General features: G+C 58.9%; 21 protein-coding genes. 5 read left to right on the forward strand and 16 right to left on the reverse strand.

Annotated elements, in window-relative coordinates; genetic code table 11:
* Positions 1-23 precede the first annotated feature (23 nt).
* Positions 24-1,529, reverse strand: coding sequence for a sensor histidine kinase (locus tag HJ536_RS16580; RefSeq protein ID WP_177158571.1), 1,506 nt, complete (start codon positions 1,527-1,529; stop codon positions 24-26).
* Between the two features lie 478 nt (positions 1,530-2,007).
* On the opposite strand from HJ536_RS16580, the gene HJ536_RS16585 reads away from it, so the two are divergent.
* Positions 2,008-2,319: a hypothetical protein gene (locus tag HJ536_RS16585; RefSeq protein ID WP_177158572.1), complete on the forward strand. Its 312-nt coding sequence runs from the start codon at positions 2,008-2,010 to the stop codon at positions 2,317-2,319.
* Here the strand turns inward: HJ536_RS16585 and HJ536_RS21235 are convergent.
* From HJ536_RS21235 to HJ536_RS16600, 3 genes are all read right to left on the reverse strand, one after another.
* Positions 2,316-4,472, reverse strand: coding sequence for an ATP-binding protein (locus HJ536_RS21235; RefSeq protein WP_177158573.1), 2,157 nt, complete (start codon positions 4,470-4,472; stop codon positions 2,316-2,318). The genes HJ536_RS16585 and HJ536_RS21235 overlap by 4 nt on opposite strands.
* A gap of 189 nt (positions 4,473-4,661) precedes the next feature.
* Positions 4,662-5,603 carry a zinc metalloprotease HtpX gene (htpX, locus tag HJ536_RS16595; protein ID WP_177158574.1) on the reverse strand — a complete coding sequence of 314 codons (942 nt, stop codon included), beginning with the start codon at positions 5,601-5,603 and terminating at the stop codon, positions 4,662-4,664.
* Positions 5,604-5,704: 101 nt separating this feature from the next.
* A complete protein-coding gene (locus tag HJ536_RS16600; RefSeq protein WP_177158575.1) occupies positions 5,705-7,012 on the reverse strand; it encodes a type II toxin-antitoxin system HipA family toxin in 1,308 nt (435 codons plus the stop codon).
* A 282-nt stretch (positions 7,013-7,294) separates the two neighbouring features.
* On the opposite strand from HJ536_RS16600, the gene HJ536_RS16605 reads away from it, so the two are divergent.
* The gene (locus tag HJ536_RS16605; protein WP_177158576.1) at positions 7,295-8,074 is read left to right on the forward strand and encodes a sensor histidine kinase; all 780 of its coding nucleotides are present in this window, start codon (positions 7,295-7,297) and stop codon (positions 8,072-8,074) included.
* Between the two features lie 27 nt (positions 8,075-8,101).
* Here HJ536_RS16605 and HJ536_RS16610 read toward each other — a convergent pair whose 3' ends face one another.
* The 5 genes from HJ536_RS16610 to HJ536_RS16630 form a co-directional block, all read right to left on the reverse strand.
* The gene (locus HJ536_RS16610) at positions 8,102-9,004 is read right to left on the reverse strand and encodes a cation diffusion facilitator family transporter (protein ID WP_228028768.1); all 903 of its coding nucleotides are present in this window, start codon (positions 9,002-9,004) and stop codon (positions 8,102-8,104) included.
* 82 nt (positions 9,005-9,086) lie between these two features.
* A complete protein-coding gene (locus HJ536_RS16615) occupies positions 9,087-10,205 on the reverse strand; it encodes an alpha/beta hydrolase (protein WP_177158577.1) in 1,119 nt (372 codons plus the stop codon).
* Positions 10,206-10,339: 134 nt separating this feature from the next.
* Positions 10,340-11,860: a DHA2 family efflux MFS transporter permease subunit gene (locus HJ536_RS16620; protein WP_177158578.1), complete on the reverse strand. Its 1,521-nt coding sequence runs from the start codon at positions 11,858-11,860 to the stop codon at positions 10,340-10,342.
* Positions 11,857-12,942 carry an HlyD family secretion protein gene (locus HJ536_RS16625; RefSeq protein ID WP_177158579.1) on the reverse strand — a complete coding sequence of 362 codons (1,086 nt, stop codon included), beginning with the start codon at positions 12,940-12,942 and terminating at the stop codon, positions 11,857-11,859. The genes HJ536_RS16620 and HJ536_RS16625 overlap by 4 nt, the downstream gene beginning before the upstream one ends.
* Before the next feature lie 27 nt (positions 12,943-12,969).
* On the reverse strand, positions 12,970-13,386 hold the full coding sequence (locus HJ536_RS16630; protein WP_177158580.1) for a MarR family transcriptional regulator: 417 nt from the start codon (positions 13,384-13,386) through the stop codon (positions 12,970-12,972).
* Between the two features lie 179 nt (positions 13,387-13,565).
* Here HJ536_RS16630 and HJ536_RS16635 point away from each other — a divergent pair, with 179 nt between their 5' ends.
* The 3 genes from HJ536_RS16635 to HJ536_RS16645 all read left to right on the forward strand — a co-directional run bounded on the left by HJ536_RS16635 (position 13,566) and on the right by HJ536_RS16645 (position 16,469).
* Positions 13,566-14,321 carry an SDR family NAD(P)-dependent oxidoreductase gene (locus HJ536_RS16635; RefSeq protein WP_177158581.1) on the forward strand — a complete coding sequence of 252 codons (756 nt, stop codon included), beginning with the start codon at positions 13,566-13,568 and terminating at the stop codon, positions 14,319-14,321.
* Positions 14,322-14,506: 185 nt separating this feature from the next.
* Positions 14,507-14,929: an NUDIX hydrolase gene (locus tag HJ536_RS16640; protein ID WP_228028769.1), complete on the forward strand. Its 423-nt coding sequence runs from the start codon at positions 14,507-14,509 to the stop codon at positions 14,927-14,929.
* 64 nt (positions 14,930-14,993) lie between these two features.
* Positions 14,994-16,469, forward strand: coding sequence for an inorganic phosphate transporter (locus HJ536_RS16645; protein ID WP_177158583.1), 1,476 nt, complete (start codon positions 14,994-14,996; stop codon positions 16,467-16,469).
* Positions 16,470-16,493: 24 nt separating this feature from the next.
* Here HJ536_RS16645 and HJ536_RS16650 read toward each other — a convergent pair whose 3' ends face one another.
* From HJ536_RS16650 to HJ536_RS16680, 7 genes are all read right to left on the reverse strand, one after another.
* Entirely contained in the window at positions 16,494-16,952 is a 459-nt protein-coding gene (locus tag HJ536_RS16650; protein ID WP_176854594.1) for a MarR family winged helix-turn-helix transcriptional regulator, read from the reverse strand.
* A 704-nt stretch (positions 16,953-17,656) separates the two neighbouring features.
* The gene (locus HJ536_RS16655) at positions 17,657-18,220 is read right to left on the reverse strand and encodes a hypothetical protein (protein ID WP_177158584.1); all 564 of its coding nucleotides are present in this window, start codon (positions 18,218-18,220) and stop codon (positions 17,657-17,659) included.
* Positions 18,207-18,506: a hypothetical protein gene (locus HJ536_RS16660; protein WP_177158585.1), complete on the reverse strand. Its 300-nt coding sequence runs from the start codon at positions 18,504-18,506 to the stop codon at positions 18,207-18,209. The genes HJ536_RS16655 and HJ536_RS16660 overlap by 14 nt, the downstream gene beginning before the upstream one ends.
* The gene (locus HJ536_RS16665) at positions 18,499-19,410 is read right to left on the reverse strand and encodes a hypothetical protein (protein WP_177158586.1); all 912 of its coding nucleotides are present in this window, start codon (positions 19,408-19,410) and stop codon (positions 18,499-18,501) included. The genes HJ536_RS16660 and HJ536_RS16665 overlap by 8 nt, the downstream gene beginning before the upstream one ends.
* 222 nt (positions 19,411-19,632) lie before the next feature.
* Complete coding sequence (locus HJ536_RS16670) at positions 19,633-20,862, reverse strand: hypothetical protein (RefSeq protein WP_177158587.1); 1,230 nt, start codon at positions 20,860-20,862, stop codon at positions 19,633-19,635.
* Positions 20,863-21,506: 644 nt separating this feature from the next.
* Entirely contained in the window at positions 21,507-22,682 is a 1,176-nt protein-coding gene (locus HJ536_RS16675) for a calcium-binding protein (RefSeq protein WP_177158588.1), read from the reverse strand.
* Positions 22,683-22,831: 149 nt separating this feature from the next.
* Positions 22,832-23,839, reverse strand: coding sequence for a calcium-binding protein (locus HJ536_RS16680; RefSeq protein WP_177158589.1), 1,008 nt, complete (start codon positions 23,837-23,839; stop codon positions 22,832-22,834).
* Positions 23,840-24,009 lie beyond the last annotated feature (170 nt).

Here is a 24,009-nt window from a genome sequence, read left to right on the forward strand (position 1 = left end):
CGTCGGGGGGCATTTTTTGTGTCTTAGGTCAGGCCCAGTTTTGACAGGGGAAGTTCGCAGCGGAACTCGGTGCCAACCTTGCGGCCGGGTTCGGAGATGACGGCGATTTTGCCACCCAAAGCTTCGGTCAGGCGGGCCGCATAGGCCAGTCCCATGCCGTTTATCCCATCCTCGGCGCGGGCCCCGCGGAAGGGTTGGAACAGTTTCGTGTGCGCTGATTTTCGCAGCCCGGGGCCGTTATCCGTGACGCGGATCATCAAATCCGTGCCTCTTTTCTCCCAAGTCAGCTCGACTTTGGGCGCGGCGCTGTCGGCATATCGCACCGCGTTTTCGAGCAGATTGGACAGGATCGAGGCAAGCGCGCTTTCGTCTGTCGTGACGATCAGCTCTTCTCCATGAAGGGTTATGATCCGCTGCGCCGCATTCGGCATTGCCCCCACCAGATTTTCAGCCAGCAGGTTCAGGGCCACGTCCTGACGACGGGCGACAAAGCTGCCGAGCCGCACATATTCGACGAACGCATCCAGCCGCTCATAAAGGGCCTCGGCACGTTCGCTGATGATCCCTGCCCTTTGCTCCAGTTGTGCCAGATCCTGATGGCGGATGTCCTCGCGCATCCATTCGGCGGTTTGAACGATCCCGCGGGCCGGTGAGCGTAGGTCATGGGCCAAGGCATAGACGAGGTCCTGGATCACGGTGTTCTGGCGGATCAGTGTGCTGTTTCGACGCTCTAGCCGGTCCATCATGTTAAAGAAGACGTCTACCGCGTCGGCGATGACGCGCGCCCCCACGATCAGTGAGCCGATGATGGCGACATCGATCAGGATCAGGCCGATCTGCTTCTCTCCGAGATGGGAATAGAGATCGGACAGAATGAAATAGGCCATCCCCGGCAGCGGCAGCGAGATCGCTAGGACCCTCTGGTTTCGGGTCAGAGAGAAGCGCGCCAGTTCCGAGAGTGCGCTGACACTCAGGAGGATCGCGAGCGGGATAGACATGCCGTTTGTCGGTTGCCAATTGCCGGTGTGGGCGGAGTCATGAAGCCCGATTGTCGTCGAAAGCAGGCCAAAGGCCGGGACCAGCAGCACCATGATGTGACGCGACAGGTTCCGGAACGCCTCTGTCTGTTTTTGACTGGCGCTAAAGAGCGCGGCCATGCCTACGGTTAACGCTATTTCCGGGTCCATCAGATAGGCGGCGAGGCGCAGTTTGGACGGGTCCAGATAGCTACCTTGGAGGACCATCAGGGCGCACAGGTTGAATAAGCAGATCAGCGCGACCAACCGTCCGAGCCAGATGTTGATCGGCAGAGCATAATGGCTGCGCGTGCCGAACGCGAACAATGCCATCAGGGCCGCAACAGAGATCGCGTCGGGCAAAGTGCTGTTGAAAGCCCCGAGCGATGGCAGCAGTCCCCCCTGCCCTAGCAACGTTGCGCCAAGCACGATCAACGCCGCCGCGAGCAGCGACAAACGTATCGGTCTGCGCTGAGCATCGATCAGATCGAGAATTGGCGTTAATCTGGACATGTTGTTTCCCAACGGCGCGTGAGGGGGCGCCTTTGTAGGGAGGATAGCGCGGCGGGCGGGGCTAGCAGAGTCCAAACACACCTTCGGTCGTGCAAAGGTCAGTTTGCAGAAGGTGCGTGAGCATTCACCGGTTTCTTCCCCGTGGGGAAGTGCTGAAGGGGCAGTGCATACCATATGATGTGTCGAATTTTGGTATTCGAGAGGGTATATAGTGAAGGGATGCTAGGCGATGGCGTTGTCGTACATTAAAGAAATATTCCAAAAACGTGATTAATGCGCCACTTCTGGAAGCAATGAACTCCCTATCAACATGATAAAAATGCAATCAGAGGCTGAATAACCCTTAGATTAGCGAATTTTTATGATCTTTAGGGGATATCTGGGCCCGTCTCGCGCCGAGTGCTACCTTTCTAGCGCTATTCAATACTTGGATTGGGGGGTAATTTGTACCTCAAATCAGTATTTAATGTGTTTCCCAATGGACGATTTAGACTCCCTGCACGACCGCAACCCATCAGATCCCGATCTGGAAGACCTGTTCCCCATGGCCTTGGCAAGGATGGTGATGGACGTCCACATGATCGAACAACTGGTCGCCGATGGCGACATGGAGCAGGCCAAATTTCTAGCCTACAAGCTTCACGGGATCGCGACACTGTTCCAGATTAGCGACTTCAGCGCCATGCTGACCAGGATCATCGAGCATATGGAACGCGAAAGCGATCTGACCCCTGCCCTACTGGCAGAAATGGCCTCGCAAGCGCGTGCGCGCTTGGATGGGCTGGCTTAACCGCCGCGCTTCCAGACCAGATCCAGCGGAATTTCGATCTCGAACCGGGCACCGCGGCCCATCTTGCAGGGTGACACCACGCCGATGGAGCCGCCCCATTCCTCGACCAAGCGCCGGACCATGGACAGGCCCATGCCGACCCCGGTGTGGCCTTGGTTGTTAGAATAGGATCGGAACAGCTCGAAAATCATCTCGTGGCGGCTCTCGGGGATGCCGGGGCCGTTATCCTCTATCAGAATGCGCACGCGGTCGGGATAGAGGTTGCTGCTGATCAGAATGTACACCTCGTCCTTGTCGTGGTGGCTGACAGCGTTGGCGATCAGGTTATTCAGCACCCGCACCAGACCGTCATATTCATACTGGATGTGCAGGTTCGTCGGCGAATAGGTCGTATCGATCCGGATGTTGGGCGACCGGTAGAGGTTTGCCGCAGCCTCGATCGCATTCGCAAGAGGCTGGTATTCGATCTGGCTTTCGCGGTTTTCAAGGCGCGCGAGGTCCAGAATGCCTTCGATCAAGCGGCTCAGGTGATGAATGCGAGAGTTGATCAGGCCCATATAGCGGGACGCGGCCTCGGTATCGTTGTCATCCAAATCGTCTTTGGCCCAAGAGGACAGCTGCTCGATCCCGCGCAACGGCGCGCGCAGGTCATGCGCTGCGGCATAGACGAAACGGCGGCTGTAGTACTGGCGGATGGACAGTTGGCGCGATGCTTCGCGGAACTGATAGAAGGTGCGCTGGTTGATCTGCATGAGCACAAAGACCGTCAGAACCGCCGCCAGCAGCAGGAACGTCATAACCTCGGTCGCGGTCTGGATACGCTGGGTCTTGAATTGGAACCGCGAAAATCCGGCCTCGGCCAGAACGGTGTCGAAGCTTGCTAGCGCCTCCAGAAGGTGGCTGTCCTCGGACAGGGTCGAAATCCAGCGATAGAGCTGTTGGTCCGCCAGCGTGCGATCCACAACCAGTTCTTCGGCCAGAAAGTCACGCAGCGCCAGACCCACGTTAAGGATGATCAGATGCATGGTGCTCTGGCTCTGGTTCGCATAGGTCGCGACGGTCGCATAAAGCTGGCATCGGGTCTCGGCGTCACAATACTTGATCAAAGAACCTGTGGCGGTCGGATTATTGGTGCCCCATTCGGGGCCCACGTTCTCGAAATAGGCATAAATGCTTCCGCCGGGGCTGGGATGCGTGCCGGAATAGGCGCAATCGACTTGGCGGAAGGCACCGTAGCGATAGGAAATAGACAGGACCAGCGTGTCTCGGGAATTGCGGCAGGCCCGCAGGTAGCTGGCGTCCCCTGCCCGATCCGGCGACTTGGGGACATAGGCTTCGGCCGCAACGTCGTGGAAGCTCGAGGCGATTTCTGCGGTGCGATGCTCAATGAAGTGGGCCATCCGGTCCAGATTGGTCTGGCTAAAGTCCCGCGGTCCCGATGTGGCGACGATGCCGTAGAACAGCACCACACCGCAGATGATGCCTGTGGCGACAACCTCGGTCATGTCGGTCAGGCGGATATAGAGACCGTGCTCGTCACTGGATGTGGTGACTTGTGTCAGGATCAGACACAGCGCCCCTACGATGGTGAATATCCCGGGGCCAGTGGCACCGTGAACGTGCAGAAAGTCGCTCAGGTCGCTGAATTGCAGGCCCATGAACGTGATGGTCACCCCAAGCAGCGTGACAAGGATCGCCTGCCCCAGCACTGTCAATGTCGCTGTCGCGCGCAGATTGGCATAGGTGATGCCGTAGCCGGCGATGGAGATCAGGAGGAGCGCCGTCATCAGGGACATCTGTCCGGGCTTTGCGCCGCGTTCCAGCACTTCGGACGGGACAAGCTCGTTTATAAAGCTTGCCCATTCAAACCAGTGGGACAGCGCAGACAAGCCCGCGATCACAATTGCCAGCGCATACGGGGCGGTGGCCCACCTTGGCGCGATGTTCCGCCTGAGAAGGATCGGCGACAAAGCGCACAGCCCAAGGGAAAGCGCTGTGGTAACTTGGGTCGGCGAAGAATTCGGGATCGGTTTGACCAACGCGGGCAGATCCAAAATCCATCCCAGCATGACGACCGAGCAAAGAAGCAGCACGAGCCACGTCAATGCATTCGCCAAGAGCGCCACGAATTTGGAGTTGTGATGACGGTCCACTCTCGATTTCCCCACGATGCAGGGAACTGGCAACCAACAATCGTTTAAAGGCCTGCGATTCAGTACATATTCTTCAATACGAGTATGACCTTTGGGGCAGGATCGTAGCAAGGCGCGATTGGGATAGGAGCGCCTTAAAATTCTTGGGGAAGCCGCGATAGCTTCCCCGTGGGGAAGGTTTTTCCCCGATCAGGTCCAAGGGCCGTGTCGCTGGCCGGAATGGCGCGGCGTCGGGGGGACGCGGGTGCGGCTGGTGGTTGCCTCGGGCGTGCGCTGGCCCATGCCTGCTGCCATGTCGCGCAGGGCGGCGACACGGTTTTCTGTGGCAGGGTGCGTTGCGAACAGGTTGTCCATTTTCCGGCCGTGCAGCGGGTTAATGATGAACATATGCGCGGTGGCCGGATTACGCTCGGCCGCCATATTGTCGATCTGCGCCGCACCGCGCTGGATGTTCTGCAGAGCCGAGGCCAGCCACAGAGGATGACCGCAAATCTCGGCGCCGATCCGGTCGGCTTCGTATTCGCGGGTCCGGCTGATTGCCATCTGGACCAGAGCCGCTGCCATCGGCGCAAGGAACATCATCGCCAGCGCGCCGACGATCCCCAGACCGCCGTTGCCTTCTTCGTCACGGTTGCCGCCACCAAAGAACAGCGCAAAGTTCGCCAGCATCGAAATGGCACCGGCAAAGGTCGCGGTGACAGTCATGATGGCTGTGTCATGGTTCTTGATGTGCGCCAGTTCGTGCGCGATCACGCCGGCCAGTTCCTCGCGGCTCAAAACGCGCAGGATGCCTGTGGTCACAGCGACGGCGGCGTTCTCGGGGTTGCGGCCGGTGGCAAAGGCGTTGGGCTGCGGTGTGTCGATCAGATAGACCGCAGGCACGGGCAGGTCGGCGTTGCGAGCCAGGTCGGCAACCAGTTGCGGAATGCCGGAGCGGTCAGACGGGGACAGCAGTTGCGCGTTGTGCATCCGCAGGACCATCTTGTCCGAGTTCCACCAAGTAAAGATGTTCATACCAGCCGCCACGATCAACGCGATCATCATGCCGCCGGTGCCAGCCAGCAGATATCCCAAGCCCATGAATAGGGCGGTCATCGCGGCCATCAGTAAAGCAGTTTTCAAATATCCCATCGGTTCACCTCTGAAATGGGGTGTGTCCTTTGATGCAGATATAGGAACGAAAAACCCCCGCGCCAACGGCACGGGGGAGAGCTGAGCGGCTCTTGGTGACTTCAGGTCCAGGTGCGGGCGCGTTCGATGTCGTCCTGGATAGCGTTCCGCAGCAGGCGCGGCACAGAGCAAGCCTCCGAGAATTCGGGCCATCGGGCGAGGGCGGCATCAACAGCCGAGATCATGTCCCAGATGTCCTCGCGTTCAATCCCGACGATGCGGGCGACATCGTGGAAATGGATGCGCCCCGGTTGCTTGCGATTGCCCGCGACGGACAGGGCATGCAGCCCGCTGGCGCCGTGGCTGTAGGTCAGGTCATAGGCCGGGGCCAAAGACCATTTCCCCTCGGCATTCATCAAGAAGGCGTGGTTCTTCAGGTGATCGTCACGGTTCACGGCCCGCACGTTAAAGATCATCCGCAGCATCATCTGGCGCACCTGCTTCTGATCCCGCGTCAGGGCGTGGGTCAGTTTCAGCAGGTCGATGTAGTCCAGATTGGCCGTCCGGAAATCGACCCCGAACAAGGCCGCCGCCGTTTGCACATGCAGTCTGCCACGTCGGGTGCGATCAAACCGCTCGGTCGCGAAATACCGTTCGCGGTTGGCCGAGGTCAGCATGTCCATCCAAGTGGTGTTGATACCCGCGGCCCGAGCCATCATGCCATATGCGACCTCTGCCTCGATGATCCCGTTACGATCATCTGGTCCGCGCCGCTTGATCAGGACCTGTTTCCATCCTCTGCGGACGGGGGCGCGGTGGTTTCGCAGGGTTTGGCCGTCGGCTGACAGTTGGGCCAGAAGTTTGGGTTTTTGCCCGTGCGTCCCGCCAGAGGCATTGCGCAGACGGGTCAGGCCTTCGATGGTGACGCTTTCTCCGACATCGGCGGCCAGATCGGCGAACCATTCCAGCGAGACCGCGCGCGGCTCGGACAGGGGGTAGGCGGGCCGATAGGTCAGGGCGCCAACCCCGTGCAGACCGACCAGCGACAGGCGGGTCAGGGCGCTGATATGGTCAGGACTACCCCCACAGGCGCGGATCTCATAGTTTGCCAGCAGGCGGGCCCACCCATCTGGCAGACTGTCGCCAAGCAGGGCAGGGACCCCTTCGTAGACGGTCCCCTGACGCGGACGCAAACTCCCATCAAGTTTGCGCACCAGAACGGGGGACACAGGCAGAGGGTCGGCCACAAACCGGTCGTCCCACCTAAGGACCGCCTGACGGCGGCTTTCGTCCCAAGTCAGCGTACCGACAGGACGGGGCGTTTCACCATCCCCGAAATCCAGCGCAACCTCTAATGTCTGAGGGTCTGAGCGCAGGAAAGCGCGGGGGCAGGGATTCGCTAAGTCGAAGTTGTGCTTTATATCGGTCATGGCCCTTCCCTAGCCAAAAGCGTGCCAACTGGACCTGCGAGTGGTTAAAAAGTTTTGGCGAGTGAACCAAAGGGCGACGATACTGGGGAAACATTGTCCGCAAGTAGTATTGGATTGTTTCAGGGTGTACGACAGGATGGCCAGAAATGTTATATGCCATACCTTCGATATATGAATACACCCCTTTGCAATAATCGGCGTATGTGGAAAGCGGGGTTTGCGTAATACTCATCTAAGAAGTCGCGGATGCAACTATTCGCGTTAAGCCCGAGGTGCCACACCATGACCCTTGAACGCCCCATTCCCCAGGACGCCCGCGCAGAGCGCGTTGTGTACAACACTACTGCTCCTGTTCTGCTGGATACGGCCAGTTCAGAGCAGCGCGCAGAGCGTCAGCGCGTTATGGGCGAGCTGGCATCGGACGTGGTGCACGACATCAACAACCTGCTGGCTGCGGTCGAGGCGATCTCGCGTCTTCTGGACATGCATATAGAGGACGACAATCTTGGGGCGCTGGTGCGCCGTCTGTCGCGCTCTGCTAATACTGGCCGGATCATGACCCGCCGCCTGCTGGACTATGTCCATGACGACGGCAACGGGTGCGAGCCTGTGGACTTGGCCGAGATTGTCGAAGGCGAACTGGAACTGCTGGATCACATCGTTTCGCGCCAGATCACCCTGAAGATCGACACGCAGGACAGCGACACCAAGGTGATGGTCGACCCGATCCGCGTGCGTTCTGCCTTGTTCAACATGGTGGCTAACGCCCGTGACGCGATCAAAGGCGCGGGCGAGATTACCATCCGCCAGTACGTCGTGCCTGCGGTTGGCGATCAGCCCATGTGTCAGGTGCTGGTTGTTGCGGACACCGGCTGCGGCATGTCCCCCGAAGTGCTGGAGCGCGTCGGTCAGCGGTATTTCACCACCAAAGGGCGCGGCAAAGGCTCGGGGCTGGGAGTGTCGTCGGTCATCGGTCTGGCCGAGGATGTTGGCGGTCACGTCGAAATCGAAAGCACCGAGGGCAAAGGCACCCGCGTCCGTCTGGTTATCCCCTGCATCTAAGGGTCTTCCCCGCGGGGAAGGCCGACTCTACTTGGGCGGGAACCAGACGTCTTTGTGAATCATCACATCGGTGTGGGGATATTCGCTCAGGATCTTGGCGCGCAGACCCGCGCTGATCTCATGCGCATCATAAAGCGATTGCTGACCGTCCAGCTCGATATGGATCGTCACAAAGGTCCGCGACCCAGCCATCCGCGTTTTCAGATCATGAAAGCCCAGAACACCGGGGTAGGTGCCTGCGATCTCGGCGATGCCTGCGATCTCTTCGTCAGGGGCTTTGCGATCCATCAGGGCGTCCATCGCGGATTTCCCGATCTTCACCGCTCCGTACATCATGAAGAGCGCAGCGCCGATGGCGACCACGCTGTCGATGGCCGTCAGCCCCAGTTGGCGCGCCGCGAGAAGCGAGACTATGGCCCCGATATTCGGCACCAAATCCCCGACATAGTGCAGGCTGTCTGCGGCCACGACCTTGTTCCCGGTCCGAGAGGCCACGCGGCGCTGGTACCAGACCAAGGCCAAGGTCAGCACGATCGACAGCAGCATGACGGCAACGCCTGCCGCCTCGGACGCGAGTTCCGATTTGGTCGGGTCCATCAGACGCCCGACAGCGGCGAACAGAATGACGACGCCCGACACCAGAATGAATGCAGATTGCGCAAGGGCCGCCAAATCCTCGGCCGAGGTGTGGCCATAGGCGTGGTCCTCGTCCGGCGGGCGGGCCGCATAGGCGATGGCAGCAAGCCCCCCCAGAGAGACCATCAGGTCCAGACTGCTATCGGTCAGCGAGGCGCCCACGGACAGCGATCCCGTCACCGCCAGCGCCCAAAGCTTGGCGATCACAAGGAGTCCCGCCACCGCCACCGAAGCCAGTCCGGCGCGGCGGTTCAATCGGGTTTGCTCGGACATACGGGAATCGACTTGGGGCATCGGAAATCCAATCGCAGAGGGGTAGCCCCTGATTAGGCGATCACCGACCGATTGTCACAAAAATCCCCACACATTGATGTGCTTACTTGGTGATCGCTGCCACGGGCCTTAGCAGGATTTCGGTGGTCAGTGTGTTCAGGACATAGGCCCCTGCGACGACCAATTCATTCTCTCCGCGCCCGCCTTTTTGGATGTTGGTATAGAGCGCGGCCAGCGGCACATAGCGGCTGTGACCAATCGGATCGGCGGTGACGGCGCTGATATCAATCACCCTCACGTTGGACGCGCGGGCAGAGTTCTGAACCTCGGGCGAGTCAATGGCCAGCGCCCCAAGGCGGGGCCGCCCCGTGCCGATCATCGAGCTGATGGCCAAAGCTTTGTCATCGCTGGCGACCAGAACCACCAGCGGTCGGCCCATATTTCCGATGGTCCGCATCTGCTGGTCAAAGACCATCACGTCGATATCGGGGGCTGCCAGAATAACCTCCAGCCGTCCCAGAACGTCCTCGCGACCCTCGAGTTTCAGGGTCCGCAAGGCCTCGACCGACAGCCAGCCGCCCATGCTGTGGGCGAAGAGCAGCGCGCGGTTTCCGTTCCGCGTCATGTCCTTGAGCACCGAGGCAAGCGCATCACGAGAGAACAGCGCGCTTTGCCGGTCGTTTACGTATTCCAGCGGGTGCCCATAAGAGGGCCAAGAGAAAAGCACCGCAGGCCCTTGGAACCCGCTGTCGGATTTCAGCAGCGCCAGACGCAGCAAGGCCTCGGGGAAGCGGGTGTTAAAGCCGTGCACATAAAGGCCCGGTTGCGCGCCAGCGGGGGTGTCACGCTCGATCATCCGGCGGAATTCGGGGCGACTGATGACGCCAGAACCAACGACCAGAAACTGGGTCTGGGGGTCCACTTTGCGGGACAGATACTTGACGGTGTTCGGTTTGCGCACCGGCGGGATCGAGATATCGTAATACAGGTAGGTGGTGTCGAACGTGGGGTTGGTGCCATAGCCGGGCCCGACAGCCTCGGGCGATCGGTTGGTGGCGACGTAGACGCGGACCACTTCGGCCTCGGGGATGGCGGACCCCACGGGGGTCAGCACCGCCGAGGTGGGCCGTTGGGCGCAGCCGGACAGCATCACGGCGGCCAAGGCCATCATCAGCCAACTGGCAAGGATACGGGGCAGGGACGAAAAGCAGATCAAAAGCATGCGGCAAAATCCGGAATATGGGGGCCGCAGACTGAAAAGGTTTTGCGAAAAAGCAGGCGCGGCTAACCGAAATGATAGCATAGCCGCGCCGCTCTGTCTTGGGTGGCAGGGGGCAACGGATGCCACCGTTGTGTTTACGTTTTGGGGGCGTGGTGCTTGGGGTTGCGCAGCAGGAACACGATCGGCACCACCGCCAGCGTAAAGACAAACATCAGAATGAAGTTGTCGATATAGGCGATCATAGCCGACTGCTGGCTGACCAACTGATCCGCGATAGACGCATAATAGGCGCTGTTCGACATCAGCTGGGGCAGGGCGGCCCGCAGTTCCGGCGCGCTGGCGGTCAGGGTCGAGGCGATCTCTTCGTGGTTGACGGTGGTCATCCGCGACAGCACCGCTGTCACCACCGAGATCCCGACGCCAGAGCCGACGTTCCGCACCAGACTGAAGAAGGCCGTCGCATCCGCACGGTACTTCGTCTCGATGGTCGCATAGGTCAGCGTCGACAAGGGCACAAAGACGAACCCCAGACCAAAGCCCTGCATCACGCCGGACACCATGATCGGCATGGAGCCCATCTGGGTGTCAAAGCCCGCCATGACGTGCAGCGATGCCGCAGTGACCAGCAGGCCGAACAGAACCAGCCCCCGCGCATCGAACCGCGCCACCAAGCGCCCGACCAGGATCATCGACACCATCGTCCCGACCCCACGCGGCGCCATGACCAGTCCAGTCTCGATCACCGGATAGCCAAGCAGCTTTTGCAGCAGCGGCGGCAGCAGCGCGAGGCCCGAGAATAGCGTCATCCCGATGATAAAGATGAACACCAGACCCATGACGAAGTTGCGGTCGCGGAACATCTTCAGATCGACAAACGCATCCTGATTGTCGAGGCAGTGGATGACGAACGCCCACATCCCCGAAATCGTCAGACCCAGATAGAGCCAGATTTCAACGGACTCGAACCACCCTTCGGACTGGCCGCGATCCAGCATCAGCTGAAGCGAGCCCATCGCGATGGCCAGCATACTGAATCCGAACAGGTCGAACTTGCGGTGGCGGATTTCTTCGCGCGGCATAAAGGCCATGACCCCCAGCAGAGCCACAACGCCGATGGGCAGGTTGATGAAGAACACGTAGCGCCAGTTGAACACCTCGGTCAGGTAACCGCCCAAGGTGGGGCCGATGATCGGGCCGACCATGATGCCAGCGCCATAGATCGCCATGGCTTGGCCGACTTTTTCACGGGGATTGATGTCCAGCAGAACTGCTTGGGCCAAGGGGATCAGCACGGCGCCGAAGATGCCTTGGAACACGCGAAACAGGATCATTTCGGGCAGGCCAAGGGACAGGCCGCACAGAACCGAGGTCAGGGTGAATCCGATGATCGCGCCCATGAACACCATGCGGCGGCCGACCTTGTCCGCGACCCAGCCGGTCATGGGGGTCGCGATGGCCGACGCCACGATATAGGAGGTCAGCACCCAAGTGATCTCTTCTTGCGTGGCGCCAAGGCTTGCGGCCATGTGGGGCAGGGCCACGTTGGCAATCGTGGTATCCAGCACCTGCATGATCGTGGCCAGCATGATCGCTGCGGTCAGCCAACCGGGGTTGGCGACCGTGATCTTTGGGGCGGATAGGGCAGGGGCTGTCATAACAGATTGTCCAGACGGCTGCTGCCCGTATCGACACTGACATGGACGCTCATGCCATCGCGCAGGGGCGTTTCGGGCAGGCCATCAAGGCGAATGCGGACGGGTACACGCTGCACAACCTTGACCCAGTTTCCGGTCGCGTTCTGCGCGGGGATCAACGAGAATTGCGAACCCGTGGCGGGGCCAAAGCTTTCGATGCTGCCGTGGATGGTCACACCGGGATAGGCGTCAACCTCGACCTCGACGGGCTGGCCAACGCGCAGGGTTTCCAGCTGGGTCTCTTTGAAATTCGAGACGATCCAAGTGTTTTCCGGCTCCAGCAGAACAGCGGCTTGCGACCCCGCGCTCAGGTACTGGCCGACGTTCAGGGATTCCAGCTGCGCGATCGTCCCGGCAGAGGCCGCCGAGATACGGGTTTGCGCCAGATTGCGGGCCGCGGCATCCCGCGCCGCCATCGCAGCTTGGACCGAGGGCAGGGCGTCCGCCTCGACATCCGGATTGCCGTTCAGGGCCGACGCGGCGGCTTCAAGCTGCGCTTTGGCGACGGCGACGTTGTTGGTGGCATTGCGGGCCGAGATGATGCTGTCATCCAGATCGGCCTGCGATCCAACCCCGCGGCTGGTCAGGGCGCGCTGACGCTCCAGTTCCTTTTCCTGAACCTCGAGGATGCTTTCCGCTGCGGCCAGTTGCGCCTGAGCCGATGCATAGGACGCCTTGAGCTGTGCCACATTCAAACGGGCCGAGGCTAGCGCGGCCTCTGCCTGAGCCAGCGCGATCTGATAGGGCACGGGGTCCAGCGCGAACAACTCGTCACCCGCCGCGACGTGCTGGTTTTCACCAACGGTCACTTCGGTCACGCGCCCGCTGACATCGGCGGACACGGCCACCATCGGCTGGTGCACATAGGCGTTGTCCGTGGTCACATAGCGCCCGCCGGTCAGCCAGACAGCGCCCCCCGCAATGGCCAGCGCCAGAGGGAGCGAGATCATCAACAGCCGCTTGCGGCGCGCTTTGGCGGGCTTGGCGGGGGCGGAAACAGGGGCGGCAGCCGCAGCGGCCATAGAGGGGGATTGTGCGTTCATGTTCTGTGTCTCCTGACACGGGCGCGCTCAGGCGCCTTCGATGTTCTTGCAGATGTGGGTCAGAGTGCGGATCGTGGTGTCCAGATCGTCTTGGGGGATGCCGTCAAAGATCTGCGCAAAGACGCCCTCTGCGATGGCTTTGATTTCTTGGGATTTCTGTGTGCCTTGGTCGGTCAGGGACACGTCTTTGGCGCGGCTGTCCTCGGCCGAGGGGGCACGGTGCACCAGTCCCGCCTTTTCCAGCCGGTCCAGCACGTCGCTGATGGTCATAGGCGTGCTCTGGGTGGCCTCGACCAGCGCCGATTGCCGCTGGGTGCCCTCGCGCGACAGCACCCCCAGCACGCGCCACTGTTGCAAGGTCAGCCCAAGGGGTTTGGCCTCTTGCTCAAAGCGGCGCTTCATCAGGTTGGCGGTTTCGTGCAGCGAAAAGGCAAGCGACTTCACAGGTTAAACTCCGATATTCATACGGACTATTATAATAATGGTCCGTACTAAAGAAAGCCGCCGGAAATGCAGACCCGACCCTGCGAAAATGCGTTGGCAAAATGGTATACCGTTTCAGCCAATTCCGTTTGTCATTTCCCGAAGCCGCCCCCATAGTTCCCTCAAGAGGGAGAGAGACTATGGCTGACAATTTCGCGAACTATCCGAGTTTAAAGGATAAAACCGTTTACATTACCGGTGGCGCATCTGGCATCGGCGAGCAGATCGTTCGTGCCTTTGCCGCCCAAGGGGCCAAGGTCGGCTTTGTCGATCTGGACGCGGACGGGGCCGCCAAGCTGAGCGCGGAGTTCGAGAATGTCACCCACGAAATCTGCGATCTGCGCGACATTGATGGCCTGCGCGCTGCGTTCGGGCGACTCAAAGAGCGTATTGGCGGGGCTCAGGTGCTGGTGAACAATGCCGCTCGCGATGACCGCCACGACTGGCGCGACGTGACCCCCGAATACTGGGACGAACGGCAGGCGACCAACATCCGCCACATGTTCTTTGCCATTCAGGCCGCCGCGCCTGATATGATCGAGGCTGGCGGAGGCTCCATCATCAACATGGGCTCCAACAGCTGGTTTCAGGCCAGCGGCGGCTTTCCGGCCTATACCACCGCCAAGTCCGCGGTGCAGGGCCTAACCCGCACGATGGCGCGCGATCTTGGAGGCCACCGCATTCGCGTGAACGCCGTCATCCCCGGTTGGGTCATGACAGACCGGCAAAAAGAGCTGTGGGTCACCCCCGAAGCATTGGCCGATCATCTAGAGCGTCAGTGCCTGCCTGACCCCATTGAACCGGTCTACATCGCGCGGATGGTGCTGTTTTTATCATCAGATGATGCAATGATGTGCACTGCTAACAGTTACATGGTCGAAGCCGGTTCAATCTGACAGCAGAAATTTCACTGTTACATTAGGCGGTTACCGTCTCTGGGGTCAGGATTCCCTTATTTTACTTGGTGAAATGCACTGTTTCGCGGCTCCAAGCGTTGCGAAGGGGACTATCTCGTTGCTAGAAGTCCCCACCCCAAAACGAAAAGCACTCGATGATTCAAACCGTCCTCCGGGATTTCATAATGCCAATGATCAAACGCCCTTCTTCCCAGCAAGTCGCACTGTTGTGCTATCGGCTGAAGGGAACGGAACGCGAGTACCTGCTGGTCACCTCGCGAGATACAGGGCGTTGGGTCATTCCGAAGGGTTGGATCAAAAAGGGCAAGTCCGCGGAACGCTCGGCCTTGGAAGAAGGCTGGGAAGAGGCGGGGATTGTGCCGAAAAAAACGAGACCCCATCAGGTCGGCACTTACACCTACAACAAGAAACTTGGCAAAGGGCTGGTTGTTACTGTTGAGGTGAACGTCTTTGAGGTTGAGCTGTCTAAGCTTGAAAACAAGTATCCCGAGGTGTCCGAGCGCAAGCGCCGCTGGATGACCCGCGATGAGGCCGCCGAAGCCGTCCACGAGCCGAGTCTTACAAAACTGTTACAAAGCTTGCCTTGAATCTATTCGACCGCTAACAGGTCCGCCCAAGAACGCAGCGAACTGAAAACTGCAAGGGGCGGTCATGACAGAACCGAACGACTACCAGTGGAAGACACTGGACAAGGACCTAAAGCGGGTCGCCAAGCTTGAAACCGGCACGATGTCTGTGTCCCGCCCACTGGTCGGGGTCGGCATTTCGCTGACATTTATCGCCTTGGCCGCGCTGGCGGCGGTGATGATGACCGGCAACGAGCCCGGATCGTTGATCATCGTGATCTCGGCGGCCTTTGGCGCCTATATGGCGCTGAACATCGGCGCGAACGACGTTGCCAACAACATGGGCCCTGCGGTGGGTGCGAACGCGCTATCTATGGCGGGGGCGATTGCGATTGCAGCTGTATGCGAAAGCGCGGGTGCGCTGCTCGCGGGCGGCGATGTAGTTTCGACCATCTCCAAGGGGATCATCGCGCCCGAAAGCGTCGCTGATGTGAACACCTTTACCTTTGCGATGATGTCGGCGCTGCTGGCGGCGGCGATCTGGGTGAACCTTGCCACGTGGATTGGCGCGCCCGTTTCCACCACGCACTCGGTGGTTGGCGGCGTCATGGGCGCAGGCATCGTTGCGGCCGGTATGGGCGCTGTTGACTGGGGCACCATGGGCACCATCGCGGCCAGCTGGGTGATTTCACCTGCGCTGGGTGGCCTGATTGCGGCCGGTTTCCTGGCCTTCATCAAGTGGAAGATCATCTATACCGAGGACAAGATCGCCTCTGCCCGCCGTTGGGTGCCTGTTCTGATCGCCATTATGTCGGCGGCCTTTGGCACCTATCTGGCGCTGAAGGGCGTGAAGCACCTGATCAAGATTTCGATGCCCACTGCGCTGCTGATCGGCGCTGGCGTCGGCCTGCTGGCCTATCTGGCCTCCGTCCCCTACATCGCTAAAAAGTCCGAAGGGCTGGAAAACCGCAACAAATCCCTGAAGGTGCTTTTCGGTCTGCCGCTGGTGATTTCGGCGGCGCTGTTGTCCTTTGCCCACGGGGCGAATGACGTGGCGAACGCTGTCGGCCCGCTGGCCGCGATCGTTTACGCCCAAGAGGCGGGCGAATTCGCGGGCAAAGTCTCGATCCCGCACTGGGTGATGATCATCGGGGCGTTCGGGATTTCGTTCGGTCTGGTGCTGTACGGGCCGAAACTGATCCGCATGGTCGGCAACCAGATCACCAAGCTGAACCCGATGCGCGCCTACTGCGTGGCGCTGTCGGCTGCGATGACTGTGATTGTTGCGTCTTGGCTGGGGCTGCCCGTCAGCTCGACCCACATCGCGGTGGGTGGCATTTTTGGCGTGGGCTTCTTCCGTGAATGGCATGCAGAACGCCGCGCCCGTACGGTCAATCAGGGCCGCGCACCCGCGAAACGTCTGGCCCCCGAAGAGCGCGTGCGCCGCAAGCTGGTGCGCCGTTCGCACTTCATGACCATTGTGGCGGCATGGGTGATCACGGTTCCTGCGGCGGCAGCGCTATCGGCAGCCGTGTTCCTGATCCTCGAGAGCGCGAACTAAGCGCCCAAAGAAAAAGGCCGGTGCTTAGTTGCGCCGGCCAATCGACACGAGTTTCGCCAGAGCGCGCTTCAGAGCGCGGGCGTCACGAACACCCAGGGCACGCGCCAGCTGGTTTTCGTATTCCTCGGCATATCCGATCAGAGTGTCATAGGCCGCGGTGCCATCCGCCAGCAGGATCAAGGTCTCGCTGCGGCGATCCTCGGGGCGCTGTTCGCGGGTCAGGAACCCTTTTTCCTCGAGGCCAGCGACGGCACGCGAGATTTTGGTTTTGTGCAGTTTGGACTGTTGGCCCAACTCTTTGGCGCTCATGTTGCCATAGCGGCCAAGGTGGAACAGCACGCGCCACTCGGTGCGGGTCATGCCAAAATTTTCACGATAATAACGTGAGAAGCCTTCGCTCATGGCCTCGGCCGCGACGTTCAGCATGTAAGGTGTGAAGTCACGAATATCGAAATCGATCTCTTCGGTCGGCTGCGTAAGCATATGTAAAAGCCCCTTTTTGAGGGATAAGAACTGGTAACGACTATCCGTTTAGGCAGTGACTTACGATAACGCAACTACGGTTTTACGGAAGTCAGACGTTTAGACACAATCTGTTGACCTACGGTAACATCAGCTGTCCCATCGAGCCCAACGCGGAAATTCCTCATATTTTGAAGGATGTTGTCCCGCCGCACAACAAGCGATTTTTGAGGGGGCAGCTCAAAGCAATTATTTTGCATTTGTTAACTATACTTTGGGAAAATAGGTGGCTTCGTCGCGCGGGACGTAAGTCTTGTTCGCTGGCGTTGCAAATCGCTCTTTGAACGCGATCTTACCCTGACCTAACGAATAAAAAAACATGCAGTAAATTGCATAAGAGTCTGCTGCTTTCGCTGCTGTTTGCCTAAATTTTAAGCGATGCGCAGGGGAGTCGAGTAAGGGTGATTAACGAAACTCGGCGTTCGATCCACTAACAGGCCAGAGAAATCCTGCGTTTCCGAATCACTTTTGGGCCGCGCTCAAACGAAAAAGGGGCCGACAGAGCGCCAGCCGTTACGATAAATGTTGTTTTCGGAGCGAAAGGGCGGCGGCGATTTTCTTCGCCGCCCTGTTTTTCTTGCGCTCGGCATCTCGTGCGCATCATTCGTTCTCGACTGAACGTCACCAAGGCTTTTTTCTCGTCTGGCGCGCTCCGAGCTCTTCGGTCAGCTACCGCCTGACGGGAATTTTATGTCGTCCCCAAAGTGCAATTTTGCGGCATCTGCCAAGGCTCGAAGACCCGCGACTACTTGATTTTCGCTTACATTCTTGCTGATCCACCAGCCTGATTCTGTCTTCTGCGTCTCGGCAACAAGGTGCGGTGACCGGAAGTGAATATCTTCACGGCTCTTGGCCACATACCGACGTGCGTGGGTTTGCTGCTCTGCAAATTGCTCGATGGCTGCCGGATCGAGCTTGTGGATCAGATCAACGCATTTTCCAAACAGGTCGGGTAGTGTCGCACCTCTTACCGTTTGCCCAAGGACGCTCGCCACAAGGTCAGTTTCGTGAAGTATGGGGGATGAGCGTTTCGCTCGAACAGGCAACGTTTCGACTTCTTCCGTTTGTTGGTCGGTTTCAAATCCCGAAGCGGGAGGCGCGCTGACGGCATCCAGCAATGCCTCGACGACCCGCCCATCCAGCAGATGGGTCAAGGCCAGGAGCCCATGCACGAATGGCAGTGGTAATTGGATGGTGACAAGATCATCACTCTGGTCAGTTGCCTTCATTGTTTCCTCCTTTACGACGCCTGCCATTGGCCCTGCGATTTTCTCCATGGTGGACCGTGATCACCGCATTTCCTGTGACGATCGCGATGCTCTCTGAAAGCCGTTCGATCTGGCGAATGCGAGCTTTCAGCCTCTGGATTTCATCCTGGGCGACACGGCGTGGAATGCGATAGCCATCGTGGCCGCAGGGTTCGCCCAATGCGACAAGGACATCGATATCGGCTTTCCTGAAGCCGCGCTGCTGCCTGCGAATTTCGGCGTGGTTGGTCATCTGGAGATCAAGCATCATCGTCCCCAGCGTCGGTTTCGAAATCGAAATCGAGATCAAGTGAAGCCAGCAAGGCCTCATGCTCGTCGAATGCCGCGCGCGTTTCCGCCCTGCAGTGTTCATGCAGATACGCGACGCGCTCCTGCGCCGGGAGGTTCAAGACATCCCGAGGCTGCACATCGCCCTTCAACAGGACCATGCGCCCCAGTTGATCGCCCTGGCACATGTCGTCGAGCAGGTCGCCGAAGAGGTCGCTGCAAGGTGCGACGCCCGAGTGTCTGTATATGTCGGGCGCAAGCTCCTCGAGTTTCTGATCAAGGAAGTCGTCGAAGAGATCGCCGGAACCCTCGTGGTTTTCATTCCATTCGTAGTCGCGGAAACTGGACCCGGAAAGGTCGCGTACTTCGATCGCAGTCCGCTCGGACTCCAGGGCCTCCATGATCTCTCCTTGGCCGTGAGAAGTCGCGGCCAGATGCCTGAGGCCCGTCGGGAAGGCGTCGAGTTGTGCTTGCATTTCGGCAACCTGTCGGCGGCGATCAGAGAGCTGAAGTTCGGCCACGATTGTGAACAGGGCCGCAGACATCCGCAGTATCGTCGATACCTCGACATTGTACCGGAGTGCGGTCAACTTGAGGATCATCCGATCATTTTCCGACACTGGAAAGGCAATGCGCGTCCATCCCGTAGGCGTGGAGTTCTTGCGGTCCTCCGTGGCAGGAGGGCGTTGCAAGTCCTCGAGAGTGCGTTTGAACGCACGCTGATAGATAACCGCCGTATTCTCATTGACCTCGATCCGGTCGGAGTGTTTCAGGTGTTCCCCAAGTTGCTTACGGCCAAGCTTATGCGTTTTTTCGAATTGTGACTTGTTCAGACCGAGCTTCTCGAACTCGAATTTCAGGCGGCTTCCAAGGATGTGAGGCATTTTTCATCTCCAGCTCAACATGAACCCATCTTAGACGCAAACTGTGAGGCATTCATAGAGATGCCTGAGAAAGAAACCACACCTTACATGGGGGCCATTATCCTGTTGGTTGCGGCATTACAGAGGAAATATCATTAAACTGGGGTGCATCTGGTGCGGTGGTCGAACGAAGAACATCAGATGCCTCATCCGTGAGGCATCTGAGTTCGCTGAGCGGGAGGGTCACCTGAACGCCAGAAGGTCACGGACGTAGACCTTGCCTTTGGCCAGCCCGAGTTTCATCGCCGGGGTCTGTCCGCGCCGGTCGGCGAGCATGTAATTGTAGTAAAAGCGCAAGATCATGGCCACCTTCGGGACGAGGTCGGGGCGATAGTACGCGTAGGCATGCCAGATCCGCTCTGCATTCGCGCTGGTCGGGATACCCCTTTCGAATCCCGTAAGACGGCGTCTCGCCAGATTGAAGTAGGTGTCCACGGGATGGAGAGAAGATCTGGCAAGCAGACCTGCGAGGTCATCGACATCGTGTTGACCCAAGTCGGTCCGGAAACGAATTCGCTTTTCGGGCTCCGCTTTTGTATGGAAAGGCCAGTTGAAGCCTTCGGCCTTGAGGATCTTGCCACGCTCCTCTTGAGGCTGATCTGCAAACCTCCGTTCCAGAAGTACCGACGTCAGCGCTTCCAACTCCGAGAATGTGGGTCGGCGGGCCATGACGCGCAGCACTTCGTCACGATGCTCCTGTTGAAGGATCTCACGGATGGCACGCCCTTCGCGTGACAGCTCACTTCTCCGGTCATTGGTCTGCCCCTTGGTGAAGAGCACTTCGGCGATGTCTACTCGACCCATGGCCACCTCATCCACGAACAGTGCAGAAGTGGCCGCAGCAAGACCGCTCTCTGCGTCGAGGCAAAAGAACGCGCGCCTGTAATCACGCCCGAGCAATTTCTTCACCAGCATCATATGTGCGTACATCAATATATCTGTTCGGACGCGGGCACCCTCGCCAGGGAGGTGCCAGGAGCCGCCGACGAGCAAGTCATCCTCGGAACGGATCGACCTGTTGATCTTCATTACCATGCGCAGGTATTCCGACGCCGACCAAACTCGAGCCTGTGACCGCATCGATCTTGGAAGTTCGAAATCGCCTGACGCCAGCATCTCGTCTTCGATGTCCTCCATCGAGACACCTGGATCGAAGTCGGTTGTCGCTGCCACCACGAACTGGCTGCCTTGATGAACCGTCGCCATGTGCAAAAGCGGAATAGTGCCACGACGCTGTTTGATGGGCCAATTCACCAGCACAACCTGAATGTCGGTTGCGAAAATCGGAGCCTGGTTGGCGAAGCAACTCGCCAAGCGGGTCTCACGGCGTGCCGCAAAGAGCCTGCATTGCTCGGCCAGAAAATCGATCTTGCTGTAGATATGCGGTGCATTCACATCAAGTATCTCAGTCATACGCCGGATCGGGACTTTATTGACCAAAGCCTTGAAGATTGCTCCCGTCTTGTCGGTCTTCTTGTGCCGTCTGGTGGCCTTCCCGGTAGAGAAGGTGGCGCCACATGCCTTGCATCTCAGTCTTTGATCTCCGGAAGCAGTCTTGCCGAACCGGAAATAGGCTGAGGGCGCGAACACCGGTGGAAGTCCGTGGTTCCTGCAGCCATGCGTCGGGCAGGTTGCGAAAAAAGATTTCCTATGCCACTGTGAGACACGCGAAAATTCCTGCATGATCGCGATGTTGGATTTTATGATGTTGAAGCCCGTGCAACTCGAGCAGCGAAACGATCTCTCCTCATCCGAACCAGAAACTCTGCCTCTGGTTGCATCCTGACCGCGCCCGCTGCGAGCGTAAGGATCTGGCAGAACACCGAAGAGATCACAGTGTGGATCTCGGCAAAAATTCACCGAAAATCCGGCAGGTGTACGAGGCAACCTTCGGCGCAATGCTCTCGAAGAAATCCTCGGGGCTTTCTCGTCATCACCTTCAGTTGACACGCCAGCAACCCATTCATTCAAATAGAAAAGTGCTGGCACAATAGCGCCAGCACTCATTCCATTCAACATTTATGCTAACGGCTGGCGACAGAGCGGCCCCTTTCAGATCATCCGAAAACGTAGTGCCCGTGGGTCGCGTCGTCCAAGGTGGTATCCAGCAGCAGGATTTTGCCCTTGCCGTAGCCGACCAGCACGTCGTCATCGACTTGGGTGAACCGCAGGTCGTCCACGCTCTCGCGGCCAGTGTGCTTCAGCACGATGGTGTCATGATCGACGTCGAAGTCGGTGATGGTGTCATGACCCGCGCGACCACTAAAGATAAAGCGATCGTTCCCACCGCCACCGGTCAGAGTGTCGTCGCCTTTGCCGCCGGTCAGCTTGTCCAAGCCGGCGCCGCCGACCAGGGTATCGTCTCCGTCCTGACCGAACAGCTTGTCGCGACCGCCCCCACCGTTGAGGTAGTCGCCATTGGCGCCGCCATACAGCTTGTCCTTGTCTTGGCCGCCATAGAGCCGGTCCCAGCCCCAATCGCCGGACAACAGGTCATTGCCTGCGCCGCCGGTCAGCGTGTCATTGCCGTCCTCGCCATAGAGGCTGTCGGCCCCGTCATCGCCATAGAGCTTGTCCCAATCGTCGCCGCCGAACAGCAGATCGTTGCCGTTGCCACCATTCAGGGTGTCCGCGTTCTCTGCGCCAAAGAGTTGGTCGTTGCCATCGTCGCCGTTCAGAACATCGCGCCCGTAGTTGCCATAGAGCAGATCGTTTCCGGTGCCGCCATTCAGGGAGTCTGCGCCATCGCCACCGATGACCCAGTCATTGCCCCCCAGCGCATCGACGCGGGTGTCGGTGTCCTCAACGACGATGACGTTGTGGCCCGCCAGCAACGTGGTGCCAAGCGACTGGCCAGACGCAAAGCTGTCGAGCACGGTTTTCTCAGAGAGCGGGCTGCTGGTCATAAAGGCAAAGGCTTCGTCGTCGCCGAAATATCCTGCGGCATAGACGTCGCCGTTGCTGTCGGCGAAATCACTCAGGTCGTTCCCGGCAAGTGCCAGCATACCATTGGCGGTTTCGGCATAGACGGCCTCTTCGACGTCCACGCTCAGGTAATAGGTGTCGCCCTCGAAATAGAACTCTTCGTAGGCTGCCTCGGTGGCCGTCTCGGACTGGATTTGGCTTGCGCTATTCCAGAGATTTGTCTGGGGCAAAAAAGACGCCGCTGTTACGTCGAAGCCGTAGGTAAAGATGATGGACGAAAAGCGATCGAAAAGATTGATGTTGGCCAATTGAATTGCCTCCAGTCTGACCCTGTGCCCATTTGGGCTTATGCGCGGGGCTTACGGTTCGCCTCTGGTGATGGCAAATCACGTTTTCACAGCCCATGATTGTATTCGGCGAATGGAAAAGGGGCCGGTTATCCGGCCCGAGCCCAAATTTAGGTGAAAGAGATATCCGCCCCGAGGATGTCCGAAAGCTCGGTATTCTCCAGCAGGATTTCCCCTTTGCCGTAGTCAATCAGAACGTCATGACCATGCTGAGTGATTTCCAGATCGTCGATGCTGTGATTGCCGGTACGGCGCAGGATCAGATCGTCCAGATCGGCGTCGAAATCGGTGATCACGTCATTGCCTGCGCGGCCGACAAAGATGAACTTGTCCGCACGGGCACCACCGGTCAGTGTGTCGTTACCTTTGCCGCCCACCAGCACGTCGCGGCCGTTCTGACCCAGCAGGATATCAAGGCCGTCCTCGCCATAGAGCTTGTCGTTGCCGCCACCGCCGCGCACCAGATCCGACTGTTCGCCCGCCAGAATGCGGTCGTGGCCGGTGCCACCGTTAATGGTGTCCTCGCCTGCGCCGCCGATGATGGTGTCCTTTCCGCTGGCGCCAAGGATGATATCCGCGCCGTCCATGCCTTTGATCAGGTCATTTCCCTTGCCGCCGAAAATGGTGTCCTGACCATTGCTGCCCAGAATGGTGTCATTGCCGGCAAAGGCTTCGACGCGGGCGCTTTCTTCGATGACAATCAGATCGTTGCCGCGCAGGGCCAGCGCGGTGAAAGAGGCGCCGGAATTGAGGTATTCGTAAATCTTCATCTCGGGAATAAGGTTATTCGTGACAAAGGAAACGTAACCCCCAGCGTTGCCGTAAACAAAGCTGTTCATGCCGCCATTGGTTTCGGGATTATCGGACAGATTGAAACCGGTGATATCCAGAAACTCGGTCTCGGTCGGGATATAGACTTCTTCGCCGTAGGTGAATTCGACGGCATAAGTATCGCCATCCACCACGTATTCGCCGTAATACTCCCCGCCTTCGTAGAATTCGGGTTCCATGCTCATGTTGAAATCCGACGGAACGAGCATGAAGCTATTTGCGGTGATGTCGATGCCCGCAGTCAGAAGCGCGGTATCCGCCCCCGACAGTACGTTGATGAACGCCATATTTTTTGACCCATTATACTTGTTAACAAACAGTTACGGGTTCACTTGTATGGGGCGGCGGGTCCTCCGGCAAACAGTGCTTACGGGAGGCTTGGTAGGGAAATCCATACCATTGCTCGCACGCGGGCTCTGGATTTCCGACCTAGTTTCGTTAGGTTTCGGGCCTTGAA

The organism is Donghicola mangrovi (assembly GCF_013377535.1).
In the GTDB taxonomy this organism is placed as follows: Bacteria; Pseudomonadota; Alphaproteobacteria; order Rhodobacterales; family Rhodobacteraceae; genus Donghicola; species Donghicola mangrovi.

Excerpts from the sequence above, each read along its gene's own strand:
- HJ536_RS16580 (WP_177158571.1), bottom strand. The coding sequence starts at position 1,529 with ATGTCCAGATTAACGCCAATTCTCGATCTGATCGATGCTCAGCGCAGA.
- HJ536_RS16585 (WP_177158572.1), top strand. The coding sequence starts at position 2,008 with ATGGACGATTTAGACTCCCTGCACGACCGCAACCCATCAGATCCCGAT.
- htpX (WP_177158574.1), bottom strand. The coding sequence starts at position 5,603 with ATGGGATATTTGAAAACTGCTTTACTGATGGCCGCGATGACCGCCCTA.
- HJ536_RS16600 (WP_177158575.1), bottom strand. The coding sequence starts at position 7,012 with ATGACCGATATAAAGCACAACTTCGACTTAGCGAATCCCTGCCCCCGC.
- HJ536_RS16605 (WP_177158576.1), top strand. The coding sequence starts at position 7,295 with ATGACCCTTGAACGCCCCATTCCCCAGGACGCCCGCGCAGAGCGCGTT.
- HJ536_RS16610 (WP_228028768.1), bottom strand. The coding sequence starts at position 9,004 with ATGCCCCAAGTCGATTCCCGTATGTCCGAGCAAACCCGATTGAACCGC.
- HJ536_RS16615 (WP_177158577.1), bottom strand. The coding sequence starts at position 10,205 with ATGCTTTTGATCTGCTTTTCGTCCCTGCCCCGTATCCTTGCCAGTTGG.
- HJ536_RS16620 (WP_177158578.1), bottom strand. The coding sequence starts at position 11,860 with ATGACAGCCCCTGCCCTATCCGCCCCAAAGATCACGGTCGCCAACCCC.
- HJ536_RS16625 (WP_177158579.1), bottom strand. The coding sequence starts at position 12,942 with ATGAACGCACAATCCCCCTCTATGGCCGCTGCGGCTGCCGCCCCTGTT.
- HJ536_RS16635 (WP_177158581.1), top strand. The coding sequence starts at position 13,566 with ATGGCTGACAATTTCGCGAACTATCCGAGTTTAAAGGATAAAACCGTT.
- HJ536_RS16640 (WP_228028769.1), top strand. The coding sequence starts at position 14,507 with ATGCCAATGATCAAACGCCCTTCTTCCCAGCAAGTCGCACTGTTGTGC.
- HJ536_RS16645 (WP_177158583.1), top strand. The coding sequence starts at position 14,994 with ATGACAGAACCGAACGACTACCAGTGGAAGACACTGGACAAGGACCTA.
- HJ536_RS16650 (WP_176854594.1), bottom strand. The coding sequence starts at position 16,952 with ATGCTTACGCAGCCGACCGAAGAGATCGATTTCGATATTCGTGACTTC.
- HJ536_RS16655 (WP_177158584.1), bottom strand. The coding sequence starts at position 18,220 with ATGAAGGCAACTGACCAGAGTGATGATCTTGTCACCATCCAATTACCA.
- HJ536_RS16660 (WP_177158585.1), bottom strand. The coding sequence starts at position 18,506 with ATGCTTGATCTCCAGATGACCAACCACGCCGAAATTCGCAGGCAGCAG.
- HJ536_RS16665 (WP_177158586.1), bottom strand. The coding sequence starts at position 19,410 with ATGCCTCACATCCTTGGAAGCCGCCTGAAATTCGAGTTCGAGAAGCTC.
- HJ536_RS16670 (WP_177158587.1), bottom strand. The coding sequence starts at position 20,862 with ATGACTGAGATACTTGATGTGAATGCACCGCATATCTACAGCAAGATC.
- HJ536_RS16680 (WP_177158589.1), bottom strand. The coding sequence starts at position 23,839 with ATGGCGTTCATCAACGTACTGTCGGGGGCGGATACCGCGCTTCTGACT.